The organism is Armatimonadota bacterium (assembly GCA_017993055.1).
Lineage (GTDB): Bacteria > Armatimonadota > UBA5829 > DTJY01 > DTJY01 > JAGONM01.
The window spans coordinates 108,283-128,642 of record JAGONM010000003.1; the positions used below are offsets into that span (position 1 = coordinate 108,283).

18 protein-coding genes are annotated in these 20,360 nt (G+C 60.6%); 11 read left to right on the plus strand and 7 right to left on the minus strand.

Going from position 1 to position 20,360, the window contains the following annotated elements; all coding sequences use genetic code 11:
• Positions 1 to 114: 114 nt before the first annotated feature.
• From nrdR to KBC96_02235, 11 genes are all read left to right on the plus strand, one after another.
• Entirely contained in the window at positions 115 to 573 is a 459-nt protein-coding gene (nrdR, locus tag KBC96_02185; protein MBP6963193.1) for a transcriptional repressor NrdR, read from the plus strand.
• A 40-nt stretch (positions 574 to 613) separates the two neighbouring features.
• Complete coding sequence (locus tag KBC96_02190) at positions 614 to 2,857, plus strand: vitamin B12-dependent ribonucleotide reductase (protein ID MBP6963194.1); 2,244 nt, start codon at positions 614 to 616, stop codon at positions 2,855 to 2,857.
• 196 nt (positions 2,858 to 3,053) lie between these two features.
• Complete coding sequence (locus KBC96_02195; protein MBP6963195.1) at positions 3,054 to 4,229, plus strand: phosphoribosylaminoimidazolecarboxamide formyltransferase; 1,176 nt, start codon at positions 3,054 to 3,056, stop codon at positions 4,227 to 4,229.
• A 32-nt stretch (positions 4,230 to 4,261) separates the two neighbouring features.
• The gene (locus KBC96_02200) at positions 4,262 to 4,687 is read left to right on the plus strand and encodes a hypothetical protein (GenBank protein MBP6963196.1); all 426 of its coding nucleotides are present in this window, start codon (positions 4,262 to 4,264) and stop codon (positions 4,685 to 4,687) included.
• Positions 4,684 to 5,097, plus strand: a complete 414-nt coding sequence (locus KBC96_02205) for a hypothetical protein (GenBank protein MBP6963197.1) — start codon at positions 4,684 to 4,686, stop codon at positions 5,095 to 5,097. The genes KBC96_02200 and KBC96_02205 overlap by 4 nt, the downstream gene beginning before the upstream one ends.
• Before the next feature lie 10 nt (positions 5,098 to 5,107).
• On the plus strand, positions 5,108 to 6,163 hold the full coding sequence (locus KBC96_02210) for a right-handed parallel beta-helix repeat-containing protein (GenBank protein ID MBP6963198.1): 1,056 nt from the start codon (positions 5,108 to 5,110) through the stop codon (positions 6,161 to 6,163).
• Between the two features lie 8 nt (positions 6,164 to 6,171).
• Positions 6,172 to 7,254, plus strand: a complete 1,083-nt coding sequence (locus KBC96_02215; GenBank protein MBP6963199.1) for a DUF763 domain-containing protein — start codon at positions 6,172 to 6,174, stop codon at positions 7,252 to 7,254.
• A 20-nt stretch (positions 7,255 to 7,274) separates the two neighbouring features.
• Positions 7,275 to 8,099, plus strand: coding sequence for a radical SAM protein (locus KBC96_02220; protein ID MBP6963200.1), 825 nt, complete (start codon positions 7,275 to 7,277; stop codon positions 8,097 to 8,099).
• Between the two features lie 51 nt (positions 8,100 to 8,150).
• Positions 8,151 to 9,098: a hypothetical protein gene (locus KBC96_02225; GenBank protein ID MBP6963201.1), complete on the plus strand. Its 948-nt coding sequence runs from the start codon at positions 8,151 to 8,153 to the stop codon at positions 9,096 to 9,098.
• On the plus strand, positions 9,095 to 9,727 hold the full coding sequence (locus KBC96_02230) for a methyltransferase domain-containing protein (GenBank protein ID MBP6963202.1): 633 nt from the start codon (positions 9,095 to 9,097) through the stop codon (positions 9,725 to 9,727). Before KBC96_02225 ends, KBC96_02230 begins: the two co-directional genes overlap by 4 nt.
• A 79-nt stretch (positions 9,728 to 9,806) precedes the next feature.
• Positions 9,807 to 11,945, plus strand: a complete 2,139-nt coding sequence (locus tag KBC96_02235; protein MBP6963203.1) for an alginate lyase family protein — start codon at positions 9,807 to 9,809, stop codon at positions 11,943 to 11,945.
• 50 nt (positions 11,946 to 11,995) lie between these two features.
• Here KBC96_02235 and KBC96_02240 read toward each other — a convergent pair whose 3' ends face one another.
• The 7 genes from KBC96_02240 to glnA all read right to left on the minus strand — a co-directional run bounded on the left by KBC96_02240 (position 11,996) and on the right by glnA (position 20,236).
• Positions 11,996 to 13,114: a hypothetical protein gene (locus KBC96_02240; GenBank protein ID MBP6963204.1), complete on the minus strand. Its 1,119-nt coding sequence runs from the start codon at positions 13,112 to 13,114 to the stop codon at positions 11,996 to 11,998.
• A 6-nt stretch (positions 13,115 to 13,120) separates the two neighbouring features.
• Positions 13,121 to 14,905: a glutamate mutase L gene (locus tag KBC96_02245; GenBank protein MBP6963205.1), complete on the minus strand. Its 1,785-nt coding sequence runs from the start codon at positions 14,903 to 14,905 to the stop codon at positions 13,121 to 13,123.
• A 150-nt stretch (positions 14,906 to 15,055) separates the two neighbouring features.
• On the minus strand, positions 15,056 to 15,847 hold the full coding sequence (locus KBC96_02250; GenBank protein MBP6963206.1) for a hypothetical protein: 792 nt from the start codon (positions 15,845 to 15,847) through the stop codon (positions 15,056 to 15,058).
• A gap of 97 nt (positions 15,848 to 15,944) precedes the next feature.
• Complete coding sequence (locus tag KBC96_02255; GenBank protein MBP6963207.1) at positions 15,945 to 16,295, minus strand: RNA-binding protein; 351 nt, start codon at positions 16,293 to 16,295, stop codon at positions 15,945 to 15,947.
• 463 nt (positions 16,296 to 16,758) lie between these two features.
• Positions 16,759 to 18,081: a glutamine synthetase gene (locus KBC96_02260; protein MBP6963208.1), complete on the minus strand. Its 1,323-nt coding sequence runs from the start codon at positions 18,079 to 18,081 to the stop codon at positions 16,759 to 16,761.
• Between the two features lie 88 nt (positions 18,082 to 18,169).
• Positions 18,170 to 18,802 carry a response regulator transcription factor gene (locus KBC96_02265; GenBank protein MBP6963209.1) on the minus strand — a complete coding sequence of 211 codons (633 nt, stop codon included), beginning with the start codon at positions 18,800 to 18,802 and terminating at the stop codon, positions 18,170 to 18,172.
• Between the two features lie 105 nt (positions 18,803 to 18,907).
• A complete protein-coding gene (gene glnA / locus KBC96_02270; protein ID MBP6963210.1) occupies positions 18,908 to 20,236 on the minus strand; it encodes a type I glutamate--ammonia ligase in 1,329 nt (442 codons plus the stop codon).
• Between the last annotated feature and the right edge of the window lie 124 nt (positions 20,237 to 20,360).

A 20,360-nucleotide genomic window follows, 5' to 3' on the forward strand; every position in this document is an offset into this window, starting at 1 on the left:
AGGACGTTTCCGCAGTGTGCATCCTGTCACGCATTGACTCCTTGACATGGAATATATTGTGTGGTAGACTGGACCGTACCACTACAACTTGTGGTGCATTGTCGAGATTAGATCATGAAATGCCCCTACTGCGGTCACAATGATGACAAGGTTCTGGACTCCCGCTCGGTGCGTGACGGGGAGGGGATAAGGCGTCGTCGGGAGTGCCTCGAGTGCGCCCGAAGGTTCACCACCTATGAGGAGATCGAGGAGATGCGTCTGATGGTGGCAAAGAGGGACCTTCGCAGAGAGCCGTTCGATCGTTCAAAGATTCTTAGAGGAATGCTCACAGCCTGCGAGAAACGTCCTGTCAGTTTGGCGCAGTTGGAGCAGGCCGTGGAGGAGATCGAGCGCGCTCTGAACAATCGGGGCGAGCGCGAAGTCAGTTCGACAGACATCGGCGAGATGGTCATCAGTAAGCTTCACGATTTGGACAAGGTCGCTTACATCAGATTCGCATCTGTCTACCGTCAGTTCGAGGATGTTACCCAGTTCAAGGAACTGGTCGAAGTTCTCGATACCGACACCGCCTAGAGGTTTCTCGCTGGCAAGATGCCGGCTCATTCTTGTTGCCATGGAGGATTTCACGGAGATGCTGACACAAAACGCGCTCACCGTCCTGGAGAAGCGATACCTGCAGAAGGACGAGAGGGGGAACTGCGTCGAGACGCCTGAGGGGATGTTCCACAGGGTAGCCTGCGCCATCGCCGAGGCCGAACGCGGATACGGCAGGTCGGATTCCGAAGTGAAAGAGGTGGAGGAGCAGTTCTACCGCATGATGTCTGGACTCGAGTTCCTGCCGAACAGCCCGACGCTCATGAACGCCGGAAGGGAACTCGGACAGCTCGCGGCTTGCTTTGTTCTGCCGATCGAAGACTCTATGGACAGCATTTTCGAGACGATCAAGCACACAGCTCTGATCCATAAGAGCGGGGGCGGCACGGGGTTCTCGTTCTCCAGACTCAGGCCCAGCGAGGACGTGGTTCAGAGCACGAATGGGGTCTCCAGTGGGCCGATATCCTTTATGGAGGTCTTCAACTCCGCCACCGAGGCGATCAAGCAGGGAGGGACTCGCAGGGGCGCGAACATGGGTTGCCTGCGCATTGACCATCCGAACATCATTGACTTCATAACTTGCAAGAAGGACAACAATCGTCTTACCAACTTCAACATTTCCGTGCTGATCACCGAGGAGTTCATGCAGGCTGTCGAGAAGGGCGAGGACTACGACCTGATTAACCCGCGTACACGGGAGGTCGTGAAGTCGCTAGGCGCGCGGCGGGTCTTTGATACCATCGTCAATATGGCCTGGCGCAACGGCGAGCCGGGGATCATCTTCATTGATCGGATAAACCGAGACAATCCCACGCCGCATCTGGGCGAGATCGAGTGCACCAACCCGTGTGGGGAGCAGCCTCTCCTGCCCTACGAGGCGTGCAACCTCGGCTCCATCAACCTGGCCGCGATGGTTGCCGACGAGGGCGAGCCGAAGGTGGACTACATGAAGCTCGGCAGGACCGTTCGGACGGCGGTAAGGTTCCTTGACGATGTCATAGACATCAGCCGGTATCCTCTGCCGCAGATAGACGCGATGGTCCGGGGCAACAGGAAGATCGGTCTCGGCGTGATGGGCTTTGCGGACATGCTGATCAAACTCGGCACTCCGTATGATTCCGAGCAGGCGACAAACCTCGCCGAAGAGGTGATGTCGTTCATCCAGAACGAATCGCGTCAGATGTCGTGCGAACTTGCTGCCGAGCGCGGGACCTTCCCGAACTGGGAGGGCAGCGTCTATGATGTGCCCGAAGGCCTCAAGATGAGAAACGCGACTGTTACCACGATCGCGCCGACGGGGACGCTCTCGATCATCGCCGGCTGTTCCAGCGGTGTCGAGCCGCTGTTCGCGGTCTCGTACATCCGCACTGTGCTCGACGGTACGGAGATGATCGAAGCCAATCCCATGTTCAGGCAGATGGCCGAGGAGCGCGGGCTCTACAGCGAGGCGTTGATGAAGGAGATCGCCCGACACGGGTCGGTCCGCGGCCTCGATTCCGTTCCAGGCGACATGCAGAGGGCCTTTGTCACCGCTCACGATATCGCGCCGGTATGGCACATCAAGATGCAGGCGGCCTTCCAGAAGTACGTGGACAACGCGGTTTCGAAGACCGTCAACTTCCCGAACTCGGCGACGACTGAGGATGTTTCCGAGGTCTACAAGCTTGCGTTTCGGTTAGGCTGCAAGGGGGTCACGGTCTATCGCGACGGAAGCCGGGACGAGCAGGTCCTGAGTGTTGGCAGGAAGGATAGGGACGCCGCCCAGCAGGATGCTCCTGGAGTCCTCGCTCCGCGGCCTCGGCCGGTAAGGACCTACGGCGTCACGGAGAAAGTGAAAACCGGATGCGGAAGCCTCTATGTCACGATTAACGAGGACGAGGACGGACTCTGCGAGGTCTTCGCGCGGATGGGTAAGTCAGGCGGCTGCGCTTCGTCCCAGTTAGATGCCGTGTCCAGGGTTATCTCGACCGCCCTTCGCGCGGGTGTGAAGCCGGAGGCGGTGATCAAGCAGCTTCGCGGTAACGTCTGCCCGTCCCCCGGTTGGGACAACGGCGGACGTGTGCTGTCATGCCCGGATGCTATCGGCATCGCGCTTGAGCACTATGTCCAGTTCAAGCAGACCGGTACGGCCGAGACGACGGTCTCGAAGTGGTCCAGCACTCTGGATAACCTTGTCGGCGCGTGTCCTGACTGCGGAAGCAGCGTCGAGCACGAAGGTGGCTGCATTGTCTGCCGCTTCTGCGGTTTCTCGAAGTGCGGCTAGTACAGTCCGCGGATTGCAGTGGAATCTCAATGACGATCCCGGTGTGACTGGCGATTTTCAGCGGAATTGACCGCATGGAGTGCCGGGGTCGAGAAATGCCGATCGCCTGGGCAGACGCCGTAGGTGCGTGCCCAGGCGATATCATTTGCGGCCGCGCGCGAACATCGAACGTTGAACCGATACAAGGAGGCATGACATGACAGAGCGAAGTATCCCGTTGCGGTACGGGCTGAATCCGCATCAGAAGCCGGCCAAGGTCGTGCTGTTTGACCACAGCCCGCAGATCGAGGTTCTGAGCGGGGCGCCGGGCTACATCAATATGCTCGATGCTCTCAACGGCTGGCAACTCGTGAAAGAGCTTCGAGAGGCGATAGGACTTCCGGCGGCGGCATCGTTCAAGCACGTCAGTCCGGCAGGGGCGGCGGTCGGAATCCCGCTTAGCGATGTCCTGACGAAAGCGTACTTCGTGGAAGACATGGAGCTTTCACCTCTCGCAACGGCCTATGCGCGTGCTCGTGGGGCGGACCGCGTCTCGTCGTTCGGCGATTTCGTCTCGCTGAGTGACACATGCGACCTCTCGACTGCCCGATTGATCGCCCGCGAGGTCTCCGACGGGGTGATCGCTCCGGAATACGATACCGATGCGCTGGCGCTTCTCAAGGCGAAGCGCAAGGGCAAGTACTTGGTCATTCGGATTGATCCTGAATACCGCCGGCGCGAGATGGAGTCACGCGAGGTTCTCGGCGTCGCCCTGCAGCAGCACGCGAACGACGTCCGTATAGGCCCCGAACTCTTCGGCAGGGTCGTGACCGCAGAGAGGGACTTGCCCGACGGCGCTATCAGGGATATGATGATCGCTCTGATCACGCTCAAGTACACGCAGTCGAACTCAGCCTGCTTCGCGCAAGACGGTCAGGCGATCGGCAACGGGGCCGGCCAGCAGTCGCGCGTCCACTGCACGCGTCTCGCTGGCGGGAAGGCCGATCTGTGGTGGCTGAGGCAGCATCCACGAGTCCTCGATCTGCAGTTCCGCGAGGGGATGAACCGCGCCGAGAAGAACAACGCGATCGACCTCTTTCTGCTGGAGGACATCACCCCGCCGGAGGAGGCTCAGATGATGGAGAACCTGATTGGCAGCCCGAAGAGGCTTACGAAGGGCGAAAAGCGCAAGTGGCTCGACAAGCTCGCGGGAGTTTCGCTCGGCTCGGACGCATACTTTCCGTTCAGGGACAGCATTGACCGGGCCGGCAGGACAGGCGTGAAGTACATCGCGGAACCTGGCGGATCACAGCGGGATGAGGAGATCATCGCCGCCGCCGACGGGTACGGTATGGTGATGGCCTTCACCGGGCTCAGGCTCTTCCACCATTGAACCGGAAGCGTTTATGACGGTATAATGCCGCGGTGGGATACGTCTACTCGATCGTCGCCGCGTTCGCCTTCGCGATGCTCGGCATCACATACAAGCTCTCCGAACGCCGCAGGTGCGACCACGCGCAGGTTAACTTCTTCCTGTTGCTGTCGGCGGCGCTTATTGTGCTCGTCTGGACAGCCGCCGCGGGGATCAGAACGTTCCCCGTGAGCGCGGTCTGGCTGGGGGTGGTGGACGGCGTCTTCATCTATGCTAGCATCTTCGTCTTCCGGAAGGCGGTCGTTCTCGGCAGGATCTCGACCTCGTGGACGATCATCAATCTCGGCCTTGTGATCCCGGTGCTTGCCTCGGTGTTCCTGTGGCATGAGATTCCGTACGCAAGGCACTATGCCGGATTCGTCTTGACGATAGTCGCAGTCGCGCTCCTCGGGATCGACGCCGGGAGGTCGGGGGAATGATCTACCGACGGCTCATATCCGCGGCGTTCGTCTTCAACGGGCTGACGATGGTATGCACCCAGGCGGTGGGCAAGGTCGGCCTGCGCGAGTTCATTCCGATCGTGCTCTTCTTTGTCTATGCGGTTGCCGGCCTGATGGCGCTGGTACACATGTACCAGGAGCGCAAGCCTATCGAGGCGAAGAGTGTTGTGATCGGCGCGCTCGGGGGGATCGGTACGGCGGTCGGACTGAGTGCGAACATGGCGGCGGCGGCTGTGCTGCCGGGCTACATAGCGTTTCCGATCATCAATGGGGGCACGCTGCTGATGGTCGCGCTGGTCGGGAAGGTCGTGTTCAGGGAGCGAATCGGTCCCTATGGAATCGCCGGGATCATCGCCGGTGCGTGTGCGATTGGGTTGCTTAGCGCCTAGGAGGTCAGATGTGTTCCGAGCCATGATACCTATGCTCTGCATCGCAGTGATGCCGGCGTGTTTCGCCGAGGGACAGGCTCCAAAGCCTGCGTGCTTCACGGTGTCGGACACCGACGGGCTGCTGGCGGCGATCTCCAGGATTCCGCCTGAGGGGGATGCGACGATCACTCTGCTGCCGGGGACGTATACGATCAAGGACACGATCCTGATCAAGCAGAAGAGCCGGGTCTGCCTGATCGGGAGTGGCTGGAATACGAAGATCGTCAAGCAGGGCGACGGAGACGCGATCGTCTTCGAGGGCTCGTGCTGGATGTGCTGGGTGCGCAACCTCGACATCACGGGTGACAGCAAGGCCTCCAAGGGCTCAGGGATCGTCTTCCGCAGGGGCGAGTGGTCGGGCATCAACATGATTGACTACTGCCACATCGACATGTTCCCCGAAAGCGGCATCCGTTTCGAGGGCGATGTGAGAACGCCGTTTTCCTCGAACAGTGTGAGCAACTGCTGGCTGACCAACAATCTCGGTGATCAGCTCTACAGCCGCGCGAACAACGATTTCTACATCACCGGCAACCAGTTCGGCCGGGGCGGTGAACGGACGCCCCGCACGGGATGCCTGCTCGATCACTCGTCGGCGGGGAGCTACACTCTCAACTACCACTGGGGGAACACGGTGGCCCTCCGCATGGTCGGAGTGAACTTCAACCGCGTCGAGAACAATCGCTTCGAGCAGAGCTACGAGAGCGGCATAGTGGTCGGTGATCCCAAAGGCGGTGACCCGAGCCAGCTCAACATCATCACCGGCAACACGATCCATACGAACTCCGAGCACAACAGCGGCAAGTTCCCGGCGGTGATCGCGTACGATGCGGTTGACACGACCTTCTGCCAGAACCAGATCTTCAGTTGGGACTCGAACTCGGTCAGGCACACGGTCGGCCTGGTGCTCGACAAGGGTTGCCGTAACTGGGTCGTGAAGGACAACATCTTCCGCCACCACAGTGAGAAGGCGCTCCGATACGACACGAAGGCCGGCCACGTGGTGAAGGACAATATGGGATCATAGGCCGTGAGATGAGAACCGGTACTGCCAGTCTGCCGCTGCACGGAGGACAGGCGCCGTCGTGGCTCTTCCAGCGCATGACGAGGCTCGGGCGCGAGATCGTCTCCCTCACGGTCATGGAGTTCGGCACGGAGGCGGTCCTCCGCAAGCTCTCCGACCCGTATTGGTTCCAGGCGCTGGGATGCGTTCTCGGCTTCGACTGGCACAGTTCCGGTGTGACCACCACCGTATGCGGCGCGATCAAGGAGGGGATCAAGGGGATGGAGGGCGACCTCGGCCTCTTCGTCGCCGGCGGAAAGGGCAAGGTGTCCCGCAAGACGCCCGACGAGATACGCATCCACGCCGAGAAGCACTCCATCGCCGTCGAGCCGGACAAGCTCGTCTATGCGAGCAGGATGTCCGCCAAGGTTGACAACACAGCAGTTCAGGACGGCTATCAGCTCTATCACCACGTCTTTCTCTTCGACAAGAACGGCAAGTGGGCGGTCATCCAGCAGGGGATGAACGATACTAACGGATGGGCTCGGCGGTATCATTGGCTCTCGACCGGCGTGGAGGATTTCGTGAACGAGCCCCATGCGGCGGTGTGTTCCGACAATCGGGGGCAACTCATGCTGAACATGGTCGCGGGCGAGGCGGCTGAGTCGCGCCGGACGACTGCCCTCCTCGCGTCTGAGAAGCCGGAGAAGCTCGGGCACGAGATCGAGCGGATGCAGGCGTTGAGCATGCCGAAGCATCACGAGGTCCTGATCGCCGATCTCAACCCGAAGTCGCTCAGTCGCATCCTGCTCAAGGCATATGAAGTCAAGCCCCAGAGCTTCAAGGAGCTTCTCGAGATTCAGGGAGTCGGCGCGAAGTCTGTCCGTGCGCTGGCGATGATCGCGGATCTGGTGTATGGTGTCCCGGCCTCGACCCGCGACCCGGCGAAGTATAGTTTCGCGCATGGGGGTAAGGATGGCTTCCCGTATCCGGTGGACAAGCCGAACTACGACCGCTCGATCTCGGTCGTCAAGCAGGCTGTCGAGCGCGCGAAGGTCGGCGACCGGGAGAAGCTGGACGCCCTCCAGAGACTGAGCAGGTTCTACGAGCTCTGATTTCCTGCTACAATGTCCGCATGGCTGTCATCAACGAAGTCCACGCGAAAACCATCCTAGGCAAGTCGGGCATCTCGGATTACTGCGTCAACTGCTACACGGGATGCCTGCACAACTGCATCTATTGCTACGCCCGGTTCATGAAGCGTTTCAGTGGCCATGAAGAGCCGTGGGGCACGTTCGTCGACGCCAAGGTCAATGCGCCCGAGGTCCTGCGGAAGGAAGTCCAGCGCAAGCGGCCCGCGAAGGTGTTCATGAGCTCGGTCTGCGACGCCTATCAGCCGGCGGAGAAGCGATTCGGCCTCACGCGTCAGTGTCTCGGGATACTGGTGGACGCGGGTTTCCACGTCGGCATTCTGACGAAGAGCAAGCTGGTAACGCGCGACTTCGATATCCTCGCGGGCTACGACCGGTGCGATGTCTCCTGCACGCTCACCACAATGGACGAGCGGCTCAGGTATCGCATCGAGCCGGGCGCATCGCCGACCCGCGAGCGGATCGCGGCCCTGGAGGAGGCGTGTTCGCGCGGGATCAAGTCGGGTGCGTTCCTCGGGCCGTTCATGCCGGGGCTCTCCGACACCGATGAGGCGCTCGACGCGTTGGTCTCGGCAATCGCGCATCTCCCGCTCGACCACATCTTTGCCGACAAGCTGAACCCGAAGCCGGGGGTCTGGAACTCGGTCGTCCCATTTCTCAAGCGCCATCACCCCGAACTACTCGATCTCTACCGCGCGCTCTTCTACGACGCGGACGAGTACAAGGCCTACTGCCAGGATTTGGGCCGCCGTCTGAGGAAGATAGCAGATGAGCACCACGTCTCCGACAAGCTGAGCCCGGTCTTCTGAGGTGCAGCTTCCGGATCGAACAAGTGTCTACACTTCTGGAGAGGCAGGATAATGCGGCAATTCATGAAGGACCATCCCTGGCAGCTTGAGATCGTATCCGCGCTGGCCGTTGCGTCGGGGATCGGTGCCGTGCTCTTCTACTACCTGACACTTGCGGAACATCCTTTCGTGTGCGAGATGCAGTCGTCTGACAAGATGACCATGGGCGGGATCATCATCTCGCGGGTCGTCATGGCGACGTTCTTCTGGACTCTCGGACTACGTTTCAATCATGGGTGGGTTGCTCAGGAGCAGGCCAAGAGGTTCAACTGGCCGTCTCTCGTGTGGCCAGCCGGGGTTCTATTGGAGACCTGGATTGCGTTGCTTCTTGTATGTGTGACCTACGAAGCGACCAGTCCGGTGCCAAGGGTGGATATGCTGGAGAGGATGTTCTCGCTGCTTGCCGCGATGCTACTGATCGGTATTGGTCTGACCGCCGTACTCGAGTGGCGTCGTCCGTTCCTTCCTCATGAAGAGACCCCTGAATCCGCGCCTCCGGAGTCGGATACACCCGGCATCTACGTCGATAAGGAGGTGGACTGGTGGTGGGTCGGGTTTGCGTTGTTCCTTGCGGTGATGTGCACCCTTGCGGTCGTTGGTCAGGAAGGGTGGGGCTATGCTGTCGTAGGAATCGTCTGCATGGTGATCTTCGCTTCTTTCCTGTTTCGCAAGGTTGTTATCAGTCCCGAGGGTGTTGCGTTCCACTGCGGCCCGGTGAGAAAGCGCTTCCCCCTAGATGATATCATCGAGTGCCGCCCCCTCCGCCAGGAATTGTTCACTTGGAAGCGCCTGAGGAAGACTCGCACGTTCTTTGTCACGACTGGCCGGTGTCTGGAACTGAAGTTGAGAAACGGCATGACATACCGGCTCGGCATGGTCCGCCCGGCGTATGCCTGCAGCCTCATTCAGCCCATGATTGGCAATGTCGGGTGTAGCGATACCGGTGGGGAGGTCAAATGACCGACTCACCCAAGAGAGACTTCGATAAGCTCGCAGAGACCTACGATCAGCCGCATGCCGTGAAGAGGGCGCAGGCCGTCGCGAAGGCGATCCGGCGTCAGGTCCCGCTAGACCTGAAGATGGATGTCATGGACCTCGGCGCCGGAACGGGATTGGTTGCGCTGGCGCTCTGGCCGTTCGTCCACAGCATCAGGGCGGTCGACAGCTCCGAGGGAATGCTGTCAGTCCTCAGGCAGAAGGTCAAGATGCAGGGCATCTCGAACGTCAAGACCCTCTGCTGCGATTTCGAGTCCGAGCCCCTGCCTGATGCCAAGTGGGATCTCATCTACAGCGTCATGACATTTCATCACATCGCCGACGTGGAAGCGCTCCTGCGCACCCTGCGAGGGATGCTCAAGCCCGGCGGAATCCTGGCCGTCGCCGATCTCGATACGGAGGATGGCGACTTCCACGCGGACAACACCGGGATCCGCCACTTCGGCTTCGACAGGCAGCACATGAGGCGGCTCTTTACGGATAGGGGTTTCAGCGGAGTGGAAGTATCCACCGCGCACAGGACTACCAAAGAGGTTGCGAGTGGTGAGACCAAGCGGTTCGCAGTGTTCCTCATCACGGGCAGTCGAGAGTGACAATAGCACCTCGGGCAGGTCTCGCGCCACGATCTGCGGAACATGTCGGCAGCGTTCATATCCGCAGAGGTATCACCGTATGTTCTCCTGGCATGGACTCGCGCTCGTCATCGGACTCGGCGCATTGATGCTCGCGTCGAATGCCGGCGCCTCCGACTTAAGACCCCGGGTTCTACTGAACTCCCAGGAGTTGGTCCGCCTACGTGAGGAGGTCAAGAAGGACGGCTGGAAGAAGGACCTCTATCACACCACTCCGAATCCCTATGCGCTCAGCCTCGGGCAGGGCATCAAGGCCGACGCCGACTTGTGGCTAGACCGCGAGATCGTCATCCCCGGGCGGAGCGGCCATTTCCACAACTTCTTCTGTGACGACGGCAACCAGCTCGAAGTCCCCTCGGACATGAAAGAGCATCCCGAGGGCTACAAATGCCCCGTCTGCGGCAAGGTCTACCAGGGCGAGCGATACGACGGCGGCATCCGATGGTGGGAGCACAACATGCTCTCCCGAGGCGCCTTCGCCCTCGCGCTGACCTACGCCATCGAGGGTGACGCACGATATGCGGAGAAGGCGGTCGAGATCCTGTCGAAGTATGCCGACGCCTACCCCGGACCGCACACGTCGGCGGTCGAGGGCGGCATCATGTATCAATCGCTCTGCGAGTCGGTCTGGTCTATCCCTCTTGCCTGGGCCTACGACCTCACCTACGACCCCTCGGCGATGACTCCCGAACTGCGGGAGAAGATCGAGGGCAAGCTCTTCCGTCCGGTCGCAGCGGGACTGAAGGCGATGGGCATCGGCGGCAACTGGGGATCGTGGCATCTCTCGGCGACCGGCGTGATCGGATATGCGATCGGCGACCAGGAGCTGATTGATTACGCGGTGACGAGCTTCAAGTCGCAGATTGCCAATCAACTCGGCGACGACGGACTCTGGCCGGAGTCGGTGCACACATACCACTTCTATCCGCTCGGCGCGTTCCTCTACCTCGCGGAGGCGGCATGGCAGAGCGGGACCGACCTATTCCACTGGGAGGCCAAGCCGGGCAAGAGCCTCAAGGCGATGTTCACATCGCCGCTCGGATACATGTATCCCGACACGCGCCTGCCCGCGATCAACGACGGCTGGTTCAACTCGTTCCTCCCGCTCGATCAGTATGAGCTGGCCTACCTCCGGACCGGCGATCCGGAGATCGGCTGGGCGCTCCGGGAGGGCTATTTGGCGCAGAACGCGAAGCGCGCCGGGTTGTGGGCATTCCTGAAGGGCGACGGATTCGAGTGCGAGTGCCCGAAGCCGGAACTCCGCTCGACTAACTTCCCCGTCCTTGGCATCGCGACGCTTCGCTCGGACGACAAGAGCATGCTGACCTTCGACTACGGCCCCTACCTCGGCCACGGCCAGCCTGACAAGATGGGGATCACGCTCTGGGCGAACGGGAAGCTGTGGGTCGCGGACTACGGGACGTGTGGATACGGCTCACCTGCGCTGGCGTGGTACAGGTCCACGGCGGGCCACAACACGGTGATCGTCGATGGGAAGAACCAGGCCGGCACGAAGGAACGGAAGCTGAACTGCTTCGAGGGGGACGAGTTATTCGAGGTGGCTGAAGCCGAGACCGAGGAGGCGTATCCCGGCGTGGTTCACGGGCGCACCGTCATCCGTGTGGGCGGGTACTACGTAATGCTCGACCGCCTCACCAGCGACTCTGAACATACCTATGACTGGCTCCTCCGCTCCGAGGGCGACCTGCGCATGGGGCTCATCCCATCCGATACGTCCGACGCGCCGGAATACGCCTTCGTGGACTCGGTCAGGACACACTCGGCGGACGGCAAGTGGCAGGCCAGATGGGACCTCGGCGGGCAGGGGCTCGGGCTCTTCATGCTCGACCAGGGGACGTACACCGTCGCCTCCGCGAAGTGTCCCGCCGAGACGACGAACCACAGGGTCCCGCTGATCATCTCGCGGAAGACGGGGAAGTCGGCTGAGTTTACCTCGGTGCTCTACCCGTACGATGGGAAGCTCTATGTGGTCTGCGACGTGGAGCACGGGCTCGTGAAGGTGATACACGACGGGTTGACCGACTGGATCTACGTCGGCCAGGCGGAGCAGGGGAGTCCGCTCACGACGGACGGCCGGTTCGCGCTCGTCCGCGTCAAGGACGGCCAACCGCTCCTCACCCGTGTCGTCGGCGGGAAGACAGTGGAGTGGAAGCCGTAGCCTCATGTCGCACGCGTATGCCGAGTGCTCGGAATCCCCAGATGCCGCGCCTACTCCTGGATGATCTCCACATTCGCTCGGGGGACAGTCACCGTCCGGCCGTCGTCGAGCTTGGCCTCGAGGGTGCGGACCTTCGCACCGGACTCGATGACGATCAACTCCTGGGGGAGCGCGGTCACGTGCCCGAGGATGCCGAAGTAGGGCTCGCGGATGACGCGGAGTCTTGTGCCGATGTCGAGGGTCTGCTCGGCGTCGGCAGGCGCATTCTCGGCCTCGGAGGTCGCTGGGACTATGATCTCGGGGCGGATGACGCCCGCGCGAATCTGGGTCGCGCCGTTGATCGAGGCCTGCCGTCCTTCCAGCGACTTCAGGAGGTCGAACGTCCGGTGCGCCATCGTCATCACGCCGAACCCCTCTGTGACGATGAGCGTCGTCGGGATGTTCTCCTGGCCGGTGATCGCCACCCCGATGTCGTAGCCGAGGAAGTCGATCAGATCAAGGTCAATGATCCCGCCGGTCACCACGCCCGCGACTCCGATGCTCGACGCCTTCTTCAGTCCTGCGCCGGTGATATTCGCGCCGGTCACGACGATCTTGCCCGCCATTTGCTCGGTGATCTGATCGGCGTCGACGATCCGATCGGGGCTCTCGACGATGACCTGGATCTCGCCGATCTTCTCACCGCCGACCCCGAAGATGCCCTGGATCAGCGCGCCGGTGGCCTCTATGACCACGCCCTCCTCGGGGATCGTCTCGACGATCTGACCTGGGATGTAGGCAGTCACCTCCACGGGCATCGGCTTGTGCCGCACCCCGACGTGACCCGAGACCGGAGATATCAGTTCGACGGTCCCCGAGATCGGGGACTTCAGGTCGTTCTTCATGAGGCCGAAGAATGACCTGCTCTCCGCTATCACTTGGCCGGCCTCGACGTAGTCTCCCTCGTTGATCCTCAACACCTTGGCCACGTCGCCCGGTTCGAGGCCCAGGAACTCCGCGACGCGAAGCGTCTGCATGATCCCCGGCAGCTCGGTCCGCGCTACGACGGCATCGGGTTGGACTGTCTCGCCGATCTGTGCAACGACTTCCCCTTTGAGAGGCAGTCGTCTTGTCTTCCGGATGGTTGTCCGCGAACTGACCTTCAGCCCCGGCGTATACGCTGTCGCCATTTCCTGCTACTCCATCATCGGTAGCCCGAAGGCACCGTACCAGTCACTGAGCTTCCTGACCCTCTCCTTCGGATCGGACGGAAGCTGTAGTGGTCGTCCGCGGGCATCAACGATCAGGCCGACGACTCCGCCCTCGACCTCGAACTTGTGCGGCTTTCCGCGCCCGATCCCGAGATCGCACGATCGGTTGGGCAGAACCTCGATCTCCCTTTTCTCACCCACTCCAAGCGGGAAGACACGGATCGTCCCCGCAGGGATCTCGATGTCCGAGCCGTCCATGCGGATCGTGCAGCCCGGACCACCTTCTTTACACGCACCGACCGGCGCGATCGCCGTCCCGAGCTTGATCAGGCAGTCGCGCTCGAAGACCTGGAGCGCCGCGTCTGGCATGTGCTCAGAAAGAACACCCAACTGAGGCATCATGAAGATCGAGTCCACCGCCAGCATCGTCACTCCCTCGGGCTGGTACGCGTCGAGCATCATCAAGGCGCTCTGCTCTCTCATCGGCGCGTGGCTCAGCACACCCCCACTGCCGACGATCATGTTCAGGCCCATCAGGTCAACGAGCGTCTTGCCCGTCGCCTCCTGGCTGAGCGCCTGGTCAATGAGCCTGTCCTGCTGGACTCCCTTCAGCTCGCGGGCAAGCGACTTGTGGTGCTCGAATGCGAGCCTGAGCGCCTCGCGGGCGACCGCATGCTCGATGTAGAGGTCCTTCAGAGTCTGAGGGATCGTTGTGGGGCGGATCATCTTGTTTCGAAGCTGGTTGCGAACGTACCCCTCTTCGGCTTCAAAAGGTATCCAGCGTACGATGTTGTCAATCTTCGCCTCTGCCAGGACGTTGCAGATCGAGTAGCTCATACCCAGGTTTGCGCTCACCGTGCGGGTGAAGACTCCTCCAAAGACGGAGAAGACGTCGGTAGTCGCGCCGCCGATGTCAACCGCCAGCACGTTGATCTTCTCGAGATCGGCTATCGTCTGGATGATCTTGCCGACGGCGTTTGGGGTGGACATGATGCCTGCGCTCGTCCACGTCATCAGCTTGCCGTACCCGGGTGCCTGCTGCATGACGTGTTGGAGGAACAACTCGTGTATCGCCTCGCGAGCCGGGCCGAGGTTCTCGCGGTCGAGCGCCGGACGAAGGTTGTCAACGATCTTCAGGTCAACCTTGGCGCTGATTATGTCGCCGACCGCGTCCGCAGCCTCTCTGTTGCCGGCGTAGATGACCGGCAGCTTCAGGCCGACGCCGAGCCTCGGCCGTGGATCGGCCGATAGAAGCATCTCGCCGATCTCGACGAGGTGGGTCACTGTCCCGCCGTCCGTGCCGCCCGACATCAGGATCATGTCGGGGCGAAGCTCACGGATGCGCTGGACCTTCTCGTATTCCTTGCGGCCGTCGTCAACCGCCACGACGTCTATAATGATGGCCCCCGCTCCCAGGGCCGCCCGTTCGGCGCTCTCCGCGCTCATCGTCTTCACGACGCCCGCGACGGTCATCTGAAGTCCGCCTCCCGCGCTGGACGTCGAGAGATAGATATCTACGCCGGAGTTGCCTTCCGGGGAGGTATTGACGCCGCATCCGTCCGGCTTCAGGATAGGACGGCCTGCGAGTTCCTCGACCTCCCGGGTGGCATTGACCACGCCGACCGTGACGTCGTCGAAAGGCGCCTCTACCGTCGTGGGAGCCTCGCCGCGCACGACCAGGCGGTACTCCTCGCCCTGCTTCTCGATGAGAATAGCCTTGGTGGTGGTGCTTCCGCAGTCGGTAGCCAGTACGGATCGTATCTTGCTCATACTCGTACTCCTGATCGCAATCGTACTCGAGTGGAGTACCCAAAGAATTGAACGCCCGGATAGTGCGAGGGTAGCCCCCCGGTCGCCGACCGCGAACCTGTCCCCGCATCGGGCCATTCTACCACAAGGGGAGAGTGCGTGCAAAGCAGTTCACGGAGCGATATTGAGCACGCTGAGCAGACAATACGCCGCGAAAACGAAGCCGACCGCCGAGCCCCAGAAGCAAATCTGTAGAGACAGTTCGTGCGATTCCGCGATCTGCTTCTCAGTCCTTCGGCTGATCATGAATACCCTGTGCTTCGGGTTGATGTATCCCTCGTCCGGACGGTGGATCATCACCTCGGGGTTCGTGCCGTCCTGAGCGCAGGATGCCTGCCCCAGCACGTAGACATAACCGGTGGGTGCCAGGATCGTCTCAGTGATACGGTACCGCCCCGTGTGCGACCAGCCGACGCCCTCGAACCAAGGCTCGCGCTCGCAGGTGACAAGCTGATAGGGCTTCTCGGTCTCGATGTTGGCTTCCATAGGATTGACCAGGACGTAGCCGGTCCCGTCATTGACCTTGAAGAGAGCGAAGATAGTCCGGTCGTACGCCTTTACCCAGACGTTTCTCGTGGGGACGCCCTGCCTCGTCCTCTCCACCCTGGTCTCTTCGCGCTCGACGATTGTGCGGCACCAGCAGCAGGGGAATGTAGAGGCCGGAGCGGTCACTGGGTTCTCGCAGGTGATCTCACCCTGAATCTCGACGATCGCGCGGAAACCTCCGCTGCACATCCTGCGGAGCTCGCGCGCTTCGTAGGTGTCGACCGCCCACATCTCGTCCAGTAGCCTCTTGGAGCGCAGATAGTGCCAGAGGAGGACCGAAGATAAAGCCAGTGCGACCGCGCCGGCGATCAGGGTGGCCTGGGTGTCGCTCAAGCTGAACGGTAAGCCGATCATCACGCGTATTGTGCACTATATGACTGGGGATAGTCAAGTTGTCAGACGCAAAAAAAGGGAGACCGTCCGGTCTCCCTTTTTGTCTGTGTATGGCAGGAAACTACCAGCGACCGCCGCCGCCACCGCCGTAGCCGCCGCCGCCGCCGTAGCCGCCGCCACCGCGACCGCCGCGACCGCCGCCGCCACCGCCGTAACCGCCGCGACCGCCGCCACCGCCGCTCTCGCGCGGGCGAGCCTCGTTCACGGTCAACGTGCGACCCATGAACTCCTTGCCGGTGGTCGCGTCAATGGCCTCCTGAGCGTTCTCCTCAGGAATGTCCACGAAACCGAATCCGCGGCCCTGCACTATTCGTGCCTCCGCGACCGGTCCCCACGCGTCGAAAAGCTCCTTGAGCTCCTCCTCGGTGGTGCTGTATGACAGATTGCCGACGTACAGTGACTTATTCGCCAACTTGTACTCCTCTCCGGGATCTGAATCCCGACGTTTTCTAGCAGGGCGCGTTGCCACAGGGCATTCTCGCGAGCGAACTTATCCTCAGAGAAGAGCATCGCAGGAAGCACACACGGGGGCCCTCGCCTCTTGCCAGACTGCATTATACCCGGTATCTCCCAAATATGCAACAAAAAAATCGCCATACCATCGGCGGCCCGCAGGAATCCTTGTGGTCTTGGCCGAACAAAAGAGAGAGAACGTGGAACAAACTGCGCTATTAACGACCTCGGAGGTGTACACGCAGATGCGGTTGAGGAACAGAGATCTGATGAAATCCTGGAAACGCAAGAAGGAAGCCTACAAGGATCGTAAGCGCGCGGAACTGGCTGGGGCGGATAAGAAGAAGTAGCTCCTCAATAGGCGATGCTGAATGGGCCTGGCGCATCGGGTTTGGAGGCGCCAGGCCCTTTTGTCACCTGCGCTAGAGCACCGGCAAGTACCTGCCCAGTTCGTATCCGGTGACTTGGATCCGGAAGTCATCCCATTCCCACTTCTTGACCTCTATGAAACGCTCGAACGCGTGGTCGCCGAGCGTCTCGCGGACCAGTTCGCTTCCCTCAGTGCAGGCGATCGCTTCACCGAGGCTGGAAGGCAGGCTCTCGATGCCGAGGTCTTTCCTCTCTGAGTCGCTCAGGTGGTACAGGTTCTTCTCCATCGGCTCGGGCAACTCGTACTTCTCCTCGATGCCTCTCAACCCGGCCTTCAGCATTACTGCGAAAGCGAGGTATGGGTTGCACGCGGGGTCCGGGCATCTCAGTTCGGCGCGGGTCGCGTTCTCCTTGCCGGGCTTGTAATGCGGGACGCGTACCAGAGCCGAGCGGTTTCTCTGCGACCACGCTATGTACACCGGCGCCTCGTATCCGGGGACCAGCCGCTTGTAGCTGTTGACCCACTGGGCCAGGATGGACGACATCTCCTTCGAGTGCTTCAGCATGCCTGCGATGTAGTACTTCGCCGTGTCCGACAGGCTGTAGGGATCGCTCGCATTGAAGAAGGCATTATGGCCGTTCTTGAAAAGTGACTGATGAGTGTGCATGCCGCTGCCGTTCTGCCCGAAGATCGGCTTAGGCATGAAAGTCGCGTAGACGCCGTTCTTCTGCGCGATCTCCTTCACGACGAGCCGGTAGGTCATGGCATTGTCGGCCATGGTCAGAGCATCCGCGTAGCGCAGGTCAATCTCGTGCTGACTCGGTGCAACCTCATGGTGGCTGTACTCCACGGTGATGCCCATCTCCTGAAGCGTCAAGATCGTCTCCCGGCGCAAGCTTGTGGCGACATCCAGGGGCGTCAGATCGAAGTAGCCGCCGTGATCCAGAATCTCGGTAGATTCGGAGTTCTTGAGGTAGAAGTACTCCAACTCAGGGCCCACAAACATCTTGAAGCCCTTATCGTCGGCTTCCTTCAAGGCTCTGCGCAGGATGTAGCGCGGATCGCCTTCGTAGGGCTTTCCGTCTGGTTCGAGGATATCGCAGAACATCCTGGCGACACCCTTCTCCTGAGGCCTCCATGGCAGCATGCAGAACGTCTCAGGATCGGGCATCGCGATCATGTCGCTTTCCTGGATGTCCTGATATCCTGTGATAGACGAGCCGTCGAAGCCCATCCCCTCGGTCAGGGCGCCTTCGAGTTCGTCTGATGTTATGGCAAAGCTCTTCAGCTGGCCCAGTACATCGGTGAACCACAGTCTGATGAACTCGACTCCTCTGTCTCTTGCCTCCTTGAGTACCTTCTCTCTCGCTTTCATGACTCGAGCATCTCCCTTCCTTGATGTGGTAACGCCATCATACCGAGGGGATGTTTCGGGTATATTACGCTGAGGTTAAGTGTGTGTTTCACCCGGCGAAGCGGTATCCCACATTCCGAACCGTCTCGATCAGGTTCTCGCTCTCTGTGCCGAGCTTGGAGCGAATCCGCCGGACGTGGACGTCCACCGTGCGCGTGCCGCCGTAGTAATCATAGCCCCAGACGTGGTCCAAAAGGGCCTCACGGGTGAAGACCCGACCTTGATGAGTGGCGAGGAACTTGAGCAGTTCATATTCTTTGAAGGTCATCTCGATCGGTACGCCGTCGAGCGTTATCTCGTAGTTCCCGAGGTCAATCACCAGGCGTCCGACCTTGACTGCTTGGTCGCCGTCAATGTTCTTTGTCCGCCACAGGATCAGTCGGATACGCGCGACGACGTGGCCCGGCGTGTAGGGTGCGATCAGAAAGTCGTCAATTCCGCTCAGTTCGATCTTGGAGGCGCTGTCCTCGGTGGTAACGAAAACTAGGAGGACTTCCTGCAGATTGCACTCTGTTGCGAGGAGTTTGCGTATCTCACTCGGTTGCCGATCTGTGGTCGAACCGTCCAGGATCACAATCTCGGGCGTGAGGCGTTCGAGTATTTCGAGGATGGCGTCGTCATTGGATGCGCAGGTCTCCGTCGTGTGTCCGGCACGGATCAGTGCGCTCGCGACGGACGCCATCTCCCGCTGCTCTTCGGTTATGATGAGGATGCCTCTCATACATATCCAGGAGTCAGGAGTCAGAAGAGAGCGGAACTCCCGTTCTGACTCCTGACTCCTCCTCCCTCACAGCACCGGCAGGTACTCGTCCAACTCGAACTTGGTGACCTGAGCCTTGAACCGATCCCATTCGCGCTTCTTGTTCTCGATCAGCTTGCCGAACACGTGCTCGCCAAGGGCTTCGCGAAGCAGGTTGCTCTTCTCCGCAAGCAGAATGGCGTCGTGCAGGTTCTCAGGCAGTGTGTTGATCCCACGTGCCTTGCGCTCCTCTTCGCCCATTTCGTAGACGTTCTGCTCGACGGGTTCTGGCACTTCCCACTTGTTCCTGATGCCCTCCAATCCGGCCGCGAGCATCACCGCAAACGCGAGATATGGGTTGCAGGCAGGATCGGGAGACCGATACTCGATCCGAGTCGCGGTCTCCTTGCCCGGCTTGTATTCTGGAACTCGGATCAGGTCCGAGCGGTTTCTGAGAGCCCAGGAGACGTAGACCGGTGCCTCGTACCCTGGGACCAGGCGCTTGTACGAGTTCACCCATTGATTCGTGACCAGGGTTATCTCTGGAGCGTGCTTCAGCAGGCCTGCGATGTAGTGCTTTCCGACCTTCGAGAGGTGGTACTTGTCCTTCTTGTCGAAGAAGGCGTTGCGCGTGCCTTCGAAGAGTGACTGATGAACGTGCATCCCGCTTCCGTTCTCGCCGAAGACCGGCTTCGGCATGAACGTTGCGTAGTACCCGTACTTGAGCGCCACTTCCTTGACCACCAGGCGGTAGGTCATGGCGTTGTCGGCCATCGTCAGCGCGTCGGTATACCGCAGGTCAATCTCATGCTGGCTGGGCGCAACCTCGTGGTGGCTGTACTCGACCTCGATTCCCATGTCCTCGAGCATCATGACAGTGTCCCGGCGAAGGTCGCTGGCCAGGTCCATGGGGGTCAGGTCGAAGTATCCGCCTTCGTCCAATCCTTCGGGCTCGCCCTTGCTGCTCTTGAAGTAGAAGTACTCCAGTTCCGGACCGACGTAGTAGGTGTAGCCCATCTCGGCCGCTGTCTTGAGTATCCTCTTCAGAACGTAGCGAGGATCACCCTCGTAGGGGTCGCCGTTCGGCTGGACGACATCGCAGAAGATGCGCGCTACCGCAGCCTCTCCTTTCGACCTCCAGGGCAGAAGCTGGAAGGTGGAAACATCCGGCATCGCGATCATGTCGCTCTCGTCAATACGTGCGAAACCCTGGATGGACGATCCATCGAAGCCCATGCCCTCGTCCAGCGCCTTCTCTAGCTCGCCGGCGGTGATGGCGAAGCTCTTCAGAAAGCCGAGAACGTCGGTAAACCACATTCGGATGAACCTGACCTTGTTGTCTCGTGCGGTCTTCAGAATGTACTCTTTGTCTTTCATGAACCTCTCCTCTCAGACAAACAAAAATGGATGCAGAGATGCCTTCTACGGCACGATCTACATCCACTGTGATGTCCTGTTGCATCGCTGATGCCCGACGCATTCCTTCACTGGAACGGCCGGG